Origin of the sequence: Deinococcus terrestris, assembly GCF_009377345.1 — a bacterium.
Lineage (GTDB): Bacteria > Deinococcota > Deinococci > Deinococcales > Deinococcaceae > Deinococcus > Deinococcus terrestris.
Genome location: NZ_WBSL01000001.1, coordinates 76,038 through 90,186 on the forward strand (window position 1 = coordinate 76,038; position 14,149 = coordinate 90,186).

The window sequence follows — 14,149 nt, forward strand, 5'->3', positions numbered from 1 at the left end:
AGCTTACGAGAGCCGCTTGACCGACAGCGCGAGGCCGTTGCCGCCGCCCATGCACAGGGTCGCCACGCCCGTCTCCTTGTCCTGCTGCCGCAAGGCGTGCAGCAGCGTGACGAGGATGCGGGCGCCGGAAGCGCCGATGGGGTGCCCCAGCGCGACCGCGCCGCCGTTCACGTTCACCCGCTCCGGGTCCAGCCCCAGCTCGCGCTGCACGGCGAGGCTCTGGACGCTGAAGGCCTCGTTCAGTTCCCACAGGTCCACGTCGCTCACGCTCAGGCCGCTCTTTTCCAGCAGCTTCTTCGTGGCGGGAACGGGCGTCATCATCACCCACTCGGGGGCAAGGCCGCCCGTGGCGTAGGAGGTGATCTCGGCCATCGGCGTCAGCCCGTGCGCCTGCGCCGCTTCCTCGGACATGATCAGCAGGCTGGAGGCGCCGTCGTTCAGGCCGGGCGCGTTGCCCGCCGTGACGGTGCCGTCCTTCTTGAAAGCGGGCTTGAGGCGGCCCAGCGTCTCCGGGCTGGTGTCCGCACGCGGCCCCTCGTCGGTGTCCACGATCACGTCGCCCTTGCGGCCCTTGACGGTCACGGGGGCGATCTCGTCGCGGAAGCGTCCGGCTTCGGTCGCGGCGATCGCCTTCTGATGGCTGCCCGTCGCGTAGGCGTCCTGCGCCTCGCGACCGATCTCGTACTTCTCGGCCACGCGCTCGCCGGTCAGCCCCATGCCCTCGCCGTTGATGGAGCACCACAGGCCGTCCTGGGTGTTGGCGTCCAGCACCTGCGCGTGCCCCAGGCGGTAGCCCTTGCGGGCGCCGGGGAGGAGGTGCGGCGCGTTGCTCATGGACTCCATGCCGCCCGCCAGCATGACTGTCTGGTCACCTGCACGAATCGCCTGCGCCGCCAGAATGACGGCCTTGAGGCCCGAGCCGCAGACTTTGTTGACCGTCAGGGCGCCGACCTCGTTGGAGAGGCCTGCCTTCAGCCCCGCCTGCCGCGCCGGGTTCTGCCCGCTCCCCGCCTGCACGACCTGCCCCATAATGACTTCCTCGACGAGTTCGGCGGGAATCCCGCTGCGGCGCAGGGTTTCGCGCAGGGTGATGGCTCCCAGCTCCACGGCGGTCACGTCCTGCAAGGCCCCCAGAAATTTGCCCGTCGGCGTGCGCGACGCCGAGACGATCACAGCTTTGGTCATGGGGGAGAGGATAGCGCGGGGCGACTAACGGGCGTTAGGTTCGCGGCCCGGCAGCTCCAGCCAGACGCACCCGGCGAAGCCCCCACGCTCTGCGGCCTGCTGCGCCCGCAACCGCTCCAATTCCTTCGGCGTCAGGCCATGCCAGGCCGCCAGCGCGTGCAGCACCTCCAGCACGTCTGCCAGTTCCTCCATCGTGCCGTCCGAGAGGTACTCCCTGACCTCCTCGGTCAGCTTGGCCCGCAGCGCCTCCCCGTACTCGGCGGCGTCCAGCACACGGTAAGTGCTTGTGGGGAAGAGGCGCGGAATACCGTCGCGGACGAGTTTGCCCCTGGGGACGGGCGGCACGAAGTCGCTCACGTCCCCATGCTAGCCTCGACCCATGTTTGAGGCGCTCGGGAACAAGTTGCAGGACATCCTCGACCGGGTGGGCCGCGAGAGCAAGCTGACCGAGAAACAGGTCAAGGAGGCCATGCGCGAGATTCGCATGGCCCTGCTGGAAGCCGACGTGAACTTCACCGTCGCCAAGGACTTCGTGGCCCGCGTGACCGAAAAGGCGGTGGGCCAGGAGGTGCAGGGATCACTGACCGGCGGGCAAACGGTCGTCAAGCTCGTCCACGACGAACTGATTCAGACCCTCGGCGGCGAGACGCAGCAGCCCACCCTGAAAAACGAGGGCAACGTCTGGTTCATGGTGGGCCTTCAGGGGGCGGGCAAGACCACCAGCACGGGCAAGCTCGCCGCCTTTTACAAGGGCAAGGGCCGCCGCGTGCTGCTCGTCGCCGCCGACACCCAGCGCCCCGCCGCCCGCGACCAGCTCGAAGTGCTGGCGAATCAGGTCGGCGTGCCTGTGCTAAAGGTGGCCGACGGCGAGACGCCCCAGGAAACCAGGCGCCGCCTCGACGAGTACCTGAAGACCGACTTCCGCGACCTCGTGATCGTGGACACGGCGGGCCGCCTCCAGATCGACGAGGCGCTGATGGACCAGCTTGCCAACCTCCAGACCGAGTTGGCGCCCACCGAGACGCTGCTCGTCGTGGACGCGATGACCGGGCAGGAGGCGCTGAACGTGGCCCGCGTGTTCGACGAGCGGGTGCACCTTTCCGGCCTGATCATCACCAAGATGGACGGGGACGCCCGTGGCGGGGCGGCCCTCAGCGCCCGCAGCGTGACAGGAAGGCCGATCTACTTTGCGGGCGTGAGCGAGAAGATCAGCGGCCTCGAACCCTTCTACCCCGACCGGGTGGCGGGCCGCATCCTGGGCATGGGCGACGTGCTGGGGCTGATCGAGCGGGCGCAGCAGGCCGATCTCAAGGCGATGGAGGTCAAGAAGCCGGGCGACTTCGACCTCGAGGACCTGCTGCTGCAACTGCGCCAGATTCGCAAGATGGGACCGCTGGGCGACCTTCTCAAGCTGATTCCGGGGATGAGCCGGGCGCTGCCGGAGGGCTTCAACGTGGACGAGAAGCAGATCCAGCGCATTGACGCGATGATCTCGTCCATGACGGTGAAAGAGCGGCGCAACCCCAAGATCATCGACGGGCGCCGCCGCAAGCGCATCGCGGCGGGCAGCGGCTCGACGGTGCAGGACATCAACCGCCTGCTGAAGATGCACGAGCAGATGAAGGAGATGATGAAGGTCTTGCAGCGCATGAGCGGTCCCGGCGGCATGGGCAAGGGCATGAAGCCCCCCCGCATGCCCCCGATGCCGCCCGGCATGAAGCGCTGACCTCGCGGCCCGTCTGATTGCCCGGCGTTGACGTGGGTGGGGGGGCTGCCTATACTCAGGCCCGCTGCGAACCCCGCAGCCCCCGCCTCCCACGCGGGTCGTTAGCTCAATCGGTAGAGCAGCTGACTTTTAATCAGCGGGTTCCGGGTTCAAGTCCCGGGCGACCCACCAAGGAAAACCCCGCCTCCGCGCGGGGTTTTCTCGTCGGCTCCGCCTAGCGGCCTTCCCGCGCGTCTTGCATGACCTCGCCCGCCAGCGTCAGGGCCGCCGGACCCAGGGGACTACGCGTTACCCCCAGCAGGGTGCCCAGCTTGTCGCGGCGCGGACTGCTGAGGTAACTCCAGCGCTCCAGGTCCGTACGGTGCAGCCGGGCCGCCTCGTCGCGCAGGAGCCGCACCGCGCCGTCGTAGTAGCCCGATTGAAAGGCGGCGCGGGCACGCTTTTCGTGTTCGACCATGCCCAGACCCCGTGTGGCGAGCAGCACCCGGCGGGCCTCTTCCTCGCCGCCGAAGCCGTAGAGGCTGTCGAGGTGGTGGATCGCCTTGGGGAAGCGCAGGCCCGCCGCTGCCCGCCACGCGTGGGGCAGCCGCAGCGGGAACTCGGGCCAGCCGTGGATGTGGGTGAGCAGCGCGGGGTACAGCAGTTCGACGGCCACCGTCCGCGCCTCGGCCAGCGCGAGCAGTTGCTCCTGCACGCCGTGGCCGGGGCCAGTCAGGGTGCGGCGGGCCGTGTCTAGGCGCTCGGCGGCGCGGCCCAGCAGGTCCTCGCGGTGCCCGGCGAGGCGCTCCTCGTTGAGGGTCCAGAGGGTGCGCTGAATGCGGCCGTAGTGCCCGGTGGGGTCGTAGACCACCCGGCTGGTCGCCAGCAGCGCGACTGGGGCTTCCTCGCGGGCCACGTCCCAGTCGCGCCAGGCTTCTAGCTTCTCATAGGGGTAGCGTTGCAGGGTCACGCCCGCCCGCGTCTCGCTCTGTGCCGAGAGCAGGCCGCGCTCGAAGGCGACCAGTGTCGGCTGGCTGCCCGCCCAGGCGTCGTCGGTGCCGTAGCTGCCCGCCTGGGCGACCGCCCGGACCTTGCGGTCGGCGACCAAGCGGTCCTGAACTTTCTCGAGGTCCTGCAAACATGCCTCCAGGGCCAGCATAGCGGCGAAAATGGGGGATTCGGATCCGGGCCGTCCCTGGGGCTGCGCCCGGTTCCTTAACCCCGGCGGTCCGGGTCGGGTCAGGGGGCCGGGGGAAGGTCCAGCAGCAGCCGGGGCCGGAACCGCAGCCCGTCAGCCGCCACCAGGTGCGCCGGAATCCCCGCCCAATGGCGCAGCGCCCGCTCGGGGGGGACCCCATGCAGGTGTCCGTACACGATCAGGTCGGGCCGGGCGGCCTCAATCACCTCGGTGAGGGGGTTGGGTGGGTAGGGCGGGCTGGCGGGGGGGTAGTGCAGCATCAGGATCAGCACGTCGCCGGGCTGACGCAGCCGCGCCGCCGCCGCCGTGCTCAGGCGCAGGCGTTCGGCCTCGCGCCGCAGGAGGCGGTCGTCCTCGGCCCCCAGCGGCTCGTAGCCTGGCGTGAGCCAGCCGCGCGTCCCGCACACGACCACCCGGCCCACCCGCAGGGCGTCGTTTTGCACGGCCAGCATTCCCGGTGGCAGCGCCGAGCGCAGTTTCGACAGTCCCGGCCACCAGTAGTCGTGGTTGCCGCGCAGCAGCACCTTCGTGCCCGGCAACTCGGCCACCGGCGCCAGATCGGTCAGCGCGTCGGGCAGCCGCATCGCCCACGAGAGGTCGCCCGGCAGCAGCACGAGGTCCCCTTCCCGCACCACCTCGCGCCACTGCGTAAAAATCGCCTCCGGATGCCCCGCCCAGTTCGGCCCGAAAACCGTCATCGGTTTGGGCGTGACAGAAGCGAGGTGCAGGTCAGCGATGGCATAGACGCGCATGAGGGGCTCCGGGGCGGGGGACAAAGGGGGAGAGACAAGAAAAAAAGGAGCCTCCCGGTGGGGAGGCCCTTCATCGTGGTCGGGGCGAGAGGATTCGAACCTCCGACCCCGTCGTCCCGAACGACGTGCGCTACCAGGCTGCGCTACGCCCCGCCGAACCACGGCACCTGGGGCCTGAAAAAGCCCGCTTTCGGTGCGCCCGGTAGTCTACGCGGGGGGTCAGGGGGTGTCAAGCGAGCGGGAACCGCCCGGAGCTACTCTGCGGCGGCGTCTTCCGGCGGGTCCTGCTGCGATACCTCGCGGATGGCGGCCCAGATCGCCGCGCCCCCGAAGCCCCGCCGGGCCAGAAAGGCGTAGGCACTCGCGCGGGGGTCGCGTTTGCGGGCCAGGGCGGGCCAGCGCCGTTCCAGCAGCTCGCGGGCTTGCTCAGCTTCCTGGGCGGGGTCGCGGGCGGCAAGGGTCTCCTCGATCAGTCCCTCGGACACGCCCCGGCGCTTGAGGGTCTGGCGCACCCGGAAGCCGCCCACCCCCCGGCGGTTGCCCTCGGCGCGGGCCACGGTGTCGTCGTTCTGGTAGCCCAGTTCCTGCACGCGGGCCAGGACCTCGGCGGCCAGCGCAGGGTCGTCGGTGCGGCGGGCGAGGCGGGTCCGCAACTCGGCTTCCGTGAGCGCCCGGCCCGCCAGCGCCCGGAAGGCGTAGGCGAGGAGGTCGTCCCGCGCCTTCTGCCGCTCGGGGTCGGGGGGGAGGAGCGCGTCGTCGGTCACCGGCCCAGTATGCCGCTTGCGCCGGGGTGCCGGGGGGCGCTAAGCTTCCTAGGTTGCCCCCATCCTTTTCGGGGTGGGGCGGCCCCGGCCCCGTCATCGGCGGCAGGCCCGGGAGCGCCGAGGCCCGGCGCGTCGAGTTCCCCGCGTGAGACTCACGGGTGGGGACCGCCCCGCGAGAGCGGGAGAACAAGGAGAATCCTCATGGCCCTACGTCACAAGTCTGCCCAGAAGCGTCACCGCCAGAGCCTCAAGCGCCGCATGATCAACCGCAGCCGCAAGAGCACCATCAAGACCTTTACCAAAAAGGCCATCGCCGCCGTGACCGCCGGTGAGGACGTGGCCGCCGCCCAGAGCAAGGCCGAGAGCCTGATCGACAAAGCCGCCAAGGGCAGCACCCTGCACAAGAACGCCGCGGCCCGCAAGAAGAGCCGCCTCGCCAAGGCCATCAACCGGGCCAAGGCCGCGCAGCAGGCCTGAGTTTTCCCTTCCAAAGCCGCCTCCCGTGTGGGGGCGGTTTTGTTGTGGACGGTGCTACTCCCGCGTCTCGGAGAGATCGAGTAGCCCGGTGTAGGCGTCAAGATCCACCACGAGCTGGTAGCGCCCCGGCTGCCCCCCGCCCACGAGGTGCAGGGTCCACTCGCCCCGGTCACCCACCTTCTGACAGGTGCGCCCCACGAGTTGACGGCCGTCAGGGGCGAGGAGCCGCACCACGGCCCGCCCGCTCTGCACCTCGCAGCGGCCCCGGTAGCCCACCCGCTGCCCCTCGTCGTAGACCTCCATCACGTAGCGGTTCTGGCCGTTGGCATTGAGCAGCCAGGTCGGGGTCAGAGTCACGTACCCGAAGCGCAGGCCCAGGGTCACGTACAGCAGCGCCAGGGCGGCAACCAGGGCAATCAGCAGGAGGCGCACTCCGGTAGTGTAATGCGGCTCACCGGGAAGTGTCGACGGAGTTTCTCGCGTTCGGGGCCATCGCCCGTGCCAGCCGCCCCACGCCTGCCCGCAGCCGCTCGGGGGTCAGGTGCGCGAAGGCGAGCAGCACGGCGGGCGGACGCGGCAGCTGTGCCAGTGGCCCGGCCGGAGTCAACGCGACCCCGGCAGCGGCGGCCTGCTGAATGACCTCCGCCTCGGGCAGGCCGGGGGGCAGGGTGAGGTGGACATGCAGCCCAGCCCGCGCCGGGGTGACCCTCCAGCCGGGCAACTCGGCGTCCAGGGCCGCGAGCAGCACCTCGTGGCGGTGCCGGATCGCCTGCCGCGCCCCCCGCAGGTGCCGGGCATAAGCCCCCGAGGCCAGCACGTCGGCCAGGGCGCGGGCGTCCAGCGTGGCGGGGGCGCGGTCGGTCAGGGGCCGGGTGCCCGCCAGCACACGGACCACCTCACGCGGGGCCACGAGGTAGCCGCTCCGGGTCACGGGGGCGAGGCTCTTGGAAAAGCTCCCCAGCAAGATCACCCGCTCCGGCGCGAGGCCCTGCATCGCCGCTGGGGGCCGCCCGCCGTGGTGCAGGTCGGCGGCGTAGTCGTCCTCCAGCACGAAGGCGCCGGAGCGGGCCGCCCACGCGACCACCTCCGCCTGCCGCGCGGCGGGGAGCAGCGCCGTCGTGGGGTACTGCGCTCCCGGCGTGAGGTACAGCAGCGTAGCCTGCCTGGGCAGGGCGGCGGGGTCCAGCCCCTGCTCGTCTACCGGCACGGGCCAGAGGGTCGCCCCCGTCGCTCCCAGCGCGGCGCGGGCGCCGGGGTAGGTGGGGTCTTCGAGCGCAGCGACCCGCCCCTCCTCCAGAAAGACGCGGGCCAGAGCGTCCAGGGAAGCCTGGGTGCCCCCCGTCAACATCACCATGTCGGGGGTCACGCGGGCTCCGCGCTCGGCATTCAGGTATGCGGCGAGTGCCCGGCGCGTCTCCAGCGGGCCGAGTTCGGCGTCGGGGTCGGGGGGAAGGGCGTATTCGGCGGCGCGGGCCTGCCGCGCGAGGGCCTGCGCCCAGGCACCCGCCGGGTACAGCTCGGGCACGGGTTGGCCGACCCGGAAGTCCACCACATAGTCCCCGCCCACGTCAGGCACGGCCCCCGCGAGGGCACGGCTGGCCCACGCGCTGAGGGGCAGGGGAGAGGGTGGGGCATCGGCCGGGGGCGGCGCGGGCACGGCCACACGGGTGCCGCTGCGCGGGCGGGTCTGGAGGTAGCCTTCGGCCTCCAGTTGCTCCAGCGCGTCCACCAGCGTGTTGCGCGACACCCCCAGCCGCCCGGCGAGGGCGCGGTGGCCCGGCAGGCGGGTGCCCTGCGGCAGTGTGCCCGCCACGATGGCCCCCCGCAGGGTGCGGGCCACCCGCGCGTGCAGCGCCTCGCCGGGCAGGGGCGGGGGCAACTCGGTGGGCAGCCCGGCGTCGGCCCTCACGGCCGGGCGAACTCCCGCTCCAGCCAGGCCGGGTCGCCCCCCTCGGCGGCGAGGGCCTGGCCCGCCAGCGTCAGGAAGCGGCCCACGGCCTCTTCCGCCTCCTCGGGCGTCACCCCGTGCGCGGCGGGGTCGGCCCGCACCTCGCGCAGCAGCGCGAAAACGGGCGCGTCGGGGTGCCGGGTGCCCGCGACCGTCACGTCGGTTCGCCACTTCAGGAGGTAGTCCAGCGCGTAGGGGCCGGGTTCCACCACGCAGCCGCCGGGATAGGGGATGCGGCCGGGAGCTTGAAAGGTGATGGCGGGGGAGGGCTGGGTCATGACTGCATGATGCACCGCTGATCTGCGCCCCGGCCGTGACGCCCGGCGCCTATCATGGCCCCCATCATGGACAGCGAGCTGCTGCGGGCCTACGAGGTCAACCTGCCCCATTACGAGCAGTTGCGGGACGCGGTGGTGGCGCACACGACCCGGCTGCTGACCGAGCGCGGCCTCAAGATTCACCATGTCACCGGGCGGGTCAAGAAACGCGCGAGCCTCGCGGACAAGCTGCGGCGCAAGCCGGGGCGCTACCGCACGCTCGCGGACGTGACCGACCTCGTGGGGGTGCGGGTGATCACCTACTTCGCCAGCGACGTGGACGTGGTGGCCCGGTTGATGGAGGAGCACCACGTCGTCGACTGGCACAACTCCAACGACAAGTCGCGGATGCACGACCCCGACCGCTTCGGGTACCTCGGGGTGCATTACGTGCTGCGGGCCGAACCCGACCTCGTGCCCGAGCTGCCGGGGCTGACCTACGAGGTGCAGATTCGCTCCATCCTCCAGCACGCCTGGGCCGAGATCGAGCACGACCTCGGGTACAAGAGCCGCGAGGCCGTGCCGCGCGAGGTCCGGCGCCGCTTCTACCGTCTCGCCGGGCTGCTGGAGATGGCCGACGAGGAATTCATGGCGCTGGACCGCCTCAGCCGCGACTACGCCGCCACCCTGCCGCGCCGGGTCGGGGAAGCGCCCGACAGCGTCTTTATCGACGCGCCCAGCATGACCTACCTCCTGGGTGCCCCGCCGATCCACGACCTGGACACCCGGATTGCCGCCGCGCTGGGGGTGCCGCTGCTCTCAGGCTGGCCCGACCCCGAGCGCCCGCAACGACTGGCAAGCCTGCTGCACCATGTGGGGGTGCATTCGGTGGGCCTGCTCCAGAAGGAACTCACGCGGAGTGGGGACGACGTGGTGCGCTTCGCTGCCGCCCTGCTGCCGCACCTGCGCGAGCTGTGGCGTCCGGCGGGCGGCCTGCGCCCCGGCAGCAGCGTGGTGAACTACGGCCTGCTGCGGGCCTGCGCCAACCCCGACACCGACCCTGCCGAGATCGTGAATCTGCTGGACCTCAGCGGCTCGGCGGCGCAGATGGCGGACACGGTGCGGGCGGTGTACGCGCGGGAGATGGTGGGGGAGCCGTCAGCGACCCAGACGAGAAGTGCCGAGGACTAGGAAGGCCAGTGGATGACCACAGCGGTTGGTCCATCTTTCTTCTGAGGACACCCGGCCTCCCCTCAAGGCAGAAGGGCAAGGCTTTCGGCCTTCTGCCCTACCGCCGCTCGCGGTACCACCGAATCAGCGCATTCGTGCTGGAGTCGTGCCGCAGCTCCGGCTCCGAATCGGCTGTCAGCTCCGGCACGATCTGCCCGGCAAGCACCTTACCGAGTTCCACGCCCCACTGGTCAAAGGAGTTCACGTTCCAGACCACGCCCTGCACGAAGACCTTGTGCTCGTAGAGGGCGATCAGGGCGCCTAGCAGACGGGGGGTGAGGCGCTCGGCCAGCAGGGTGTTCGTGGGGCGGTTGCCCTCGAAGACGCGGTGGGGAGCTAGTTCCTCCGGCACGCCCCCGGCCAGCACTTCCTCCCGCGTCTTGCCGAAGGCGAGCGCCTCGGTCTGGGCGAACACGTTGGCCGTCAGCAGATCGTGGTGGCTCGGCCCCTGCGCGGTGGGCAGGGGGTTGAGGCTCTGCGCGAAAGCGAGAAAGTCGCAGGGAATCAGCGTCGTGCCCTGGTGAATCAGTTGGTAAAAGGCGTGCTGCCCATTCGTTCCCGGCTGTCCCCACACGACGGGGCCGGTGTCGTAGTCCACGTCTTGCCCGCTCAGCGTGACGTGCTTGCCGTTGCTCTCCATGTCAAGTTGCTGGAGGTAGGCGGGGAAATACGCGAGGTACTGGTCGTAGGGCAGCACCGCGTGCGTCTGTGCCCCGAAGAAGTTGCGGTACCACACGCCCAGCAGCCCCAGCAGCACCGGGAGGTTGTCCTCCAGCGGCGCCGTCCGGAAGTGCTCGTCCATGTCGTGAAAGCCCGCCAGCAACTCGCGGAACTGCCCCGGCCCCACCGCGATCATCAGGGAGAGGCCGATCGCGCTGTCCAGACTGTAGCGCCCGCCCACCCAGTCCCAGAAGCCGAACATGTTGGCGGGGTCGATGCCGAACCCCTGCACGGCGTCCGCGTTGGTTGAGACGGCGACGAAGTGGCGGGCGACCGCGCCCTCGTCCCCCAGCCCCTCAATCAGCCACGCCCGCGCACTCGCCGCGTTCGCCATCGTCTCCTGGGTGGTGAAGGTCTTGGACGACACGATAAACAGCGTCTCGGCGGGGTCGAGGTCACGCGTCTTCTCCACGAGGTCGGTGCCGTCCACGTTGGAGACGAAGCGCAGGGTGAGGTCCCGGTCGGCGTAGTGCTTCAGTGCCTCGTAAGCCATGACTGGGCCGAGGTCCGAGCCGCCGATGCCGATATTGACGACATTGCGGATGGGCTGGCCCGTCGCGCCCCGCCACTCGCCGGAGCGCACTGCCTCCGCAAAAGTCGCCATGCGGTCCAGCACCTCGTGGACGCCGGGGACCACGTTCTCGCCGTCTACCAGCACCACCGCGTCCTGTGGTGCCCGCAGCGCGGTATGCAGCACGGCCCGGCCCTCGGTCACGTTGATGCGCTCGCCCGCGAACATCGCGTCCCGCCTCTGCTCCACCCCCACCTCCCGCGCGAGGTCCAGCAGCAGGTCCAGCGTCTCGTCTGTCACCCGGTTCTTGGAGTAGTCCAGCCGTAGCCCGGCGCCCTGGGCCGTCAGCCGCTCGCCCCGCTGCGGGTCAGGAGCGAAAAGGTCGCGCAGGTGCAGGCCCGCGACCTCGGCGTGGTGGGCCGCGAGCGCCTGCCACGCGGGAAGTTGCGTTCTGGAGGGAGCCGGGCGGGGGGCAGGGTCGCTCATGGCGGGAGCATACCAACGGCCTTCGGCAGTCTGGCAAAGCCGCTGTTGGGCGAAGGTTGGGGGACTGGCACGGCCAGAGGTGGACCGCACGACCTGGCAAGTGGCAAGCACTCCGCTGTCCGGCCCTCCGTTCCCGGCTGGAAATCGCCCCGCCTTCCGCGCTTGAATGGCGGGCGATTCGTCCGCTGTTCCTCTTGCTCCTCTCCGAAAGGAAGTGCCCCTGCATGTCCCCAGCCTCCCCAGCCCAACCCTTGCAAGACCGCGATGTGGTCATCGTCTCTGCCGTCCGCACGCCCATCGGGGCGATTCGCGGCTCGCTCTCTACCGTTCGCCCTGACGACCTCGCCGCGCAGGTGATTCGGGAGGCCGTGGCGCGGGCGGGCGTGTCTCCCGACCTGATCGAGGAGGTCATCCTGGGCTGCGCGAACCAGGCGGGCGAGGACAACCGCAACGTGGCGCGAATGGCCGCGCTGCTCGCCGGATTGCCAGACACGGTGGCGGGACTGACCGTCAACCGGCTGTGCGCCTCGGGCCTGTCCGCGATCAATACGGCGGCCCGCGCCATCCGCAACGGGGACGGCGACGTGTACGTGGCAGGCGGGGTGGAGAGCATGACCCGCGCCCCGCTCGTGATGGGAAAGGGCGCCCAACCCTTCGCCAACGGCAACGTGACCGCCTACGACACCACGCTGGGCTGGCGCTTTCCGAATCCCGCGATGGAGGCCCTGTTCCCGCTGGAGGCGATGGGGGAAACGGCCGAGAACATCGTGGAGCGCAGTCGCGCCGGGGGGGTCGCGGGCGGTGAGATCACCCGCGAGGAGCAGGACGCCTTCGCGCTGGAGTCGCAGCGGCGGGCGGTCGCGGCCCTGAACGCGGGCACCTTCCGGGGGGAGATCGTGCCGGTCGAGGTCAAGGGGCGAAAAGGCGTGACCGTATTCGACACCGACGAACATCCCCGCTACAAGCGCGAGGGCGACACCTTCTCCCTCGCCACCGACGAGGCGACGCTGGCGGGGCTGAAGCCCGCCTTCCGCAAGGGCGGCAGCGTGACGGCCGGGAACGCGTCGGGCCTGAACGACGGCGCGGCGGCCCTCGTCCTGATGAGTGCGGGGAGGGCCCATGAACTGGGGATTCAACCGCTCGCCCGCTGGGTGGGCGCGGCGTCGGCGGGAGTGGACCCCCGCGTGATGGGCCTCGGCCCGGTGCCCGCCACCCGCAAGCTGATGAAGCGGCTGGGGATGGAATTGGCCGACGTGGACCTCGTGGAACTCAACGAGGCGTTCGCGGCGCAGGCTTTGGGCTGCATCCGTGAGCTGGGGTTGGACTCCGAGCGAGTCAACGTCAATGGCGGCGCCATCGCCCTGGGCCACCCCCTGGGCATGAGTGGGGCGCGGCTGGTGACCACCCTGACGCACGAGCTTCGGCGGCGCGGCGGTCGCCTCGGGCTGGCGACCCTCTGCGTGGGCGTGGGCCAAGGCGAGGCGGCCCTGATTGAGCGGGTGGAGGCGTGAAAACGGTCCCGGTCCTCTCCCTGGAGGAAGCCGCCCGCCTCGTCAACCCCGGCCAGACCCTCCTCGTCGGCGGCTTCGGCATGACGGGCAACCCGGTCCACCTGATGCACGCGCTGGCGGAAACAGGCACGGGCGAACTCACCTACGTCGCCAACAACGTGTCCGAACCCGGCCTCAGCGGGGGGCGGCTGCTGCGGAATGGGCAGATCAGGAAGGCCGTCGGTTCCTACTTCACCTCCAACCCGGAAGCGGTCAAGGCATATCAGGCGGGTGAGCTGGAGGTCGAACTGCTCCCCCAGGGCACCCTCGCCGAAGCGCTGCGGGCGGGCGGGGCCGGAATCGGTGGCTTCTACACGCCGACGGCGGCGGGAACAGTCATAGCAGAGGGGGCCGACGTGCGCGTGCTGAACGGACGCGAGATGGTCTTCGTTCCGGCCCTGCGCGGTGACGTGGCGTTGCTGCGGGCGTGGCGGGCGGACCGGGCGGGAAACCTCCAGTACCGCCTAACCGAGCAGAACTTCAACCCGCTGATGGCGACCGCCGCCGACCTCGTGATCGTGGAGGTCGAGGAGATCGTGGATGTTGGCGAAATCGCGCCCGAACACGTCCACACGCCGGGGCTGTACGTGGATTACCTCGTGCAGGCCAGCCTGACTCCCGACGACCTGGGCAGCAGCGCCGACGTGAAGGGCGGCGCGAAGAAGGTGGACGAGTCGCGGTTGCATATGGCCCGCCGTGCCCTGCAAGAACTGCGCCCCGGCGACGTGGTGAACCTCGGCATCGGGATTCCCACGCTGGTGGCCGACCTGATCACCCCGGAGCATGGGGTCATCCTCCACACCGAGAACGGCATGCTGGGCGTCGGCCCGGCCCCCGAGGGCGGCGGCGCGATGGAGTACCCCGTCAACGCGGGCAAGATTCCGGTGACGGCGCTGCCCGGCGCGAGCTACTTCGACTCGGCCGCCTCCTTCGGCATGATCCGGGGCGGGCACGTGGATGTGGCGGTGATGGGCGGCCTCCAGGTGGACGAGGCCGGGAACCTGGCGAACTGGGCGGTGCCCGGCAAGCCGCTGCTGGGCGTGGGCGGCGCGATGGACCTCGCCAGCGGCGCCCGCCGGTTGATCGTCACCATGACCCATACCGAGCCGGGCGGCGCTCCCAAACTGGTGCCCGAATGCACCCTGCCGCTGACCGCACGGGGCCGGGTGGACATGGTAATCACCGACAAGGCGGTCTTTGAGTTCGTGGACCGCCAGCTCACCCTGACCGGGTTGATGCCGGGGGCCACGCTGGAGGAGGTCCGGGCGACGACGGCGGCGCGGTTCGTGGAGCGGGTGGGCGAGCTGACGCCCTAAACCGTCGTGTCATAGGAGCCGTCTGGGGCGTTTCCCTGGACGGCTTCTGG

14 protein-coding genes and 2 tRNA genes are annotated in these 14,149 nt (G+C 70.6%); 6 read left to right on the forward strand and 10 right to left on the reverse strand.

The window, feature by feature from the left end:
* Positions 1-3: 3 nt before the first annotated feature.
* Positions 4-1,185 (reverse strand): thiolase family protein, encoded by a 1,182-nt coding sequence (locus F8S09_RS00435; RefSeq protein ID WP_152868021.1) that lies wholly within the window; start codon positions 1,183-1,185, stop codon positions 4-6.
* A gap of 24 nt (positions 1,186-1,209) precedes the next feature.
* On the reverse strand, positions 1,210-1,542 hold the full coding sequence (locus tag F8S09_RS00440; protein WP_194165173.1) for a nucleoside triphosphate pyrophosphohydrolase: 333 nt from the start codon (positions 1,540-1,542) through the stop codon (positions 1,210-1,212).
* 22 nt (positions 1,543-1,564) lie between these two features.
* On the opposite strand from F8S09_RS00440, the gene ffh reads away from it, so the two are divergent.
* Together ffh and F8S09_RS00450 are read left to right on the forward strand one after the other, a co-directional pair.
* The gene (ffh, locus tag F8S09_RS00445; protein ID WP_152868023.1) at positions 1,565-2,911 is read left to right on the forward strand and encodes a signal recognition particle protein; all 1,347 of its coding nucleotides are present in this window, start codon (positions 1,565-1,567) and stop codon (positions 2,909-2,911) included.
* A 95-nt stretch (positions 2,912-3,006) separates the two neighbouring features.
* Positions 3,007-3,082, forward strand: a tRNA-Lys gene (locus F8S09_RS00450).
* Between the two features lie 43 nt (positions 3,083-3,125).
* On the opposite strand, the gene F8S09_RS00455 is transcribed toward F8S09_RS00450, so the two are convergent.
* The 4 genes from F8S09_RS00455 to recX all read right to left on the reverse strand — a co-directional run bounded on the left by F8S09_RS00455 (position 3,126) and on the right by recX (position 5,604).
* Positions 3,126-4,028 (reverse strand): hypothetical protein, encoded by a 903-nt coding sequence (locus F8S09_RS00455; RefSeq protein WP_152868025.1) that lies wholly within the window; start codon positions 4,026-4,028, stop codon positions 3,126-3,128.
* 101 nt (positions 4,029-4,129) lie between these two features.
* Positions 4,130-4,840, reverse strand: coding sequence for a metallophosphoesterase (locus F8S09_RS00460; RefSeq protein WP_152868027.1), 711 nt, complete (start codon positions 4,838-4,840; stop codon positions 4,130-4,132).
* A 76-nt stretch (positions 4,841-4,916) separates the two neighbouring features.
* A tRNA-Pro gene (locus tag F8S09_RS00465) sits at positions 4,917-4,993 on the reverse strand.
* Between the two features lie 101 nt (positions 4,994-5,094).
* On the reverse strand, positions 5,095-5,604 hold the full coding sequence (gene recX / locus F8S09_RS00470; protein ID WP_322618377.1) for a regulatory protein RecX: 510 nt from the start codon (positions 5,602-5,604) through the stop codon (positions 5,095-5,097).
* A 201-nt stretch (positions 5,605-5,805) separates the two neighbouring features.
* Here recX and rpsT point away from each other — a divergent pair, with 201 nt between their 5' ends.
* Positions 5,806-6,081, forward strand: coding sequence for a 30S ribosomal protein S20 (gene rpsT / locus F8S09_RS00475; protein ID WP_152868029.1), 276 nt, complete (start codon positions 5,806-5,808; stop codon positions 6,079-6,081).
* A gap of 54 nt (positions 6,082-6,135) precedes the next feature.
* On the opposite strand, the gene F8S09_RS00480 is transcribed toward rpsT, so the two are convergent.
* From F8S09_RS00480 to F8S09_RS00490, 3 genes are read right to left on the reverse strand one after another with little or no spacing between them, the layout of a single operon-like run.
* Positions 6,136-6,513 carry a hypothetical protein gene (locus tag F8S09_RS00480; RefSeq protein WP_322618378.1) on the reverse strand — a complete coding sequence of 126 codons (378 nt, stop codon included), beginning with the start codon at positions 6,511-6,513 and terminating at the stop codon, positions 6,136-6,138.
* A 19-nt stretch (positions 6,514-6,532) separates the two neighbouring features.
* Complete coding sequence (pdxR, locus tag F8S09_RS00485; RefSeq protein WP_152869798.1) at positions 6,533-8,017, reverse strand: MocR-like pyridoxine biosynthesis transcription factor PdxR; 1,485 nt, start codon at positions 8,015-8,017, stop codon at positions 6,533-6,535.
* On the reverse strand, positions 7,987-8,307 hold the full coding sequence (locus tag F8S09_RS00490; protein WP_152868031.1) for a hypothetical protein: 321 nt from the start codon (positions 8,305-8,307) through the stop codon (positions 7,987-7,989). Before F8S09_RS00490 ends, pdxR begins: the two co-directional genes overlap by 31 nt.
* 66 nt (positions 8,308-8,373) lie before the next feature.
* Here F8S09_RS00490 and F8S09_RS00495 point away from each other — a divergent pair, with 66 nt between their 5' ends.
* On the forward strand, positions 8,374-9,477 hold the full coding sequence (locus tag F8S09_RS00495) for a GTP pyrophosphokinase (RefSeq protein WP_152868033.1): 1,104 nt from the start codon (positions 8,374-8,376) through the stop codon (positions 9,475-9,477).
* A gap of 97 nt (positions 9,478-9,574) precedes the next feature.
* On the opposite strand, the gene pgi is transcribed toward F8S09_RS00495, so the two are convergent.
* Positions 9,575-11,233, reverse strand: a complete 1,659-nt coding sequence (gene pgi, locus F8S09_RS00500; protein WP_152868035.1) for a glucose-6-phosphate isomerase — start codon at positions 11,231-11,233, stop codon at positions 9,575-9,577.
* A 224-nt stretch (positions 11,234-11,457) separates the two neighbouring features.
* Here pgi and F8S09_RS00505 point away from each other — a divergent pair, with 224 nt between their 5' ends.
* Together F8S09_RS00505 and F8S09_RS00510 are read left to right on the forward strand one after the other, a co-directional pair.
* Positions 11,458-12,744, forward strand: coding sequence for a thiolase family protein (locus F8S09_RS00505; RefSeq protein ID WP_152868037.1), 1,287 nt, complete (start codon positions 11,458-11,460; stop codon positions 12,742-12,744).
* Positions 12,741-14,099 carry a 3-oxoacid CoA-transferase gene (locus F8S09_RS00510; protein WP_322618380.1) on the forward strand — a complete coding sequence of 453 codons (1,359 nt, stop codon included), beginning with the start codon at positions 12,741-12,743 and terminating at the stop codon, positions 14,097-14,099. The genes F8S09_RS00505 and F8S09_RS00510 overlap by 4 nt, the downstream gene beginning before the upstream one ends.
* The last annotated feature ends 50 nt before the right edge of the window (positions 14,100-14,149 follow it).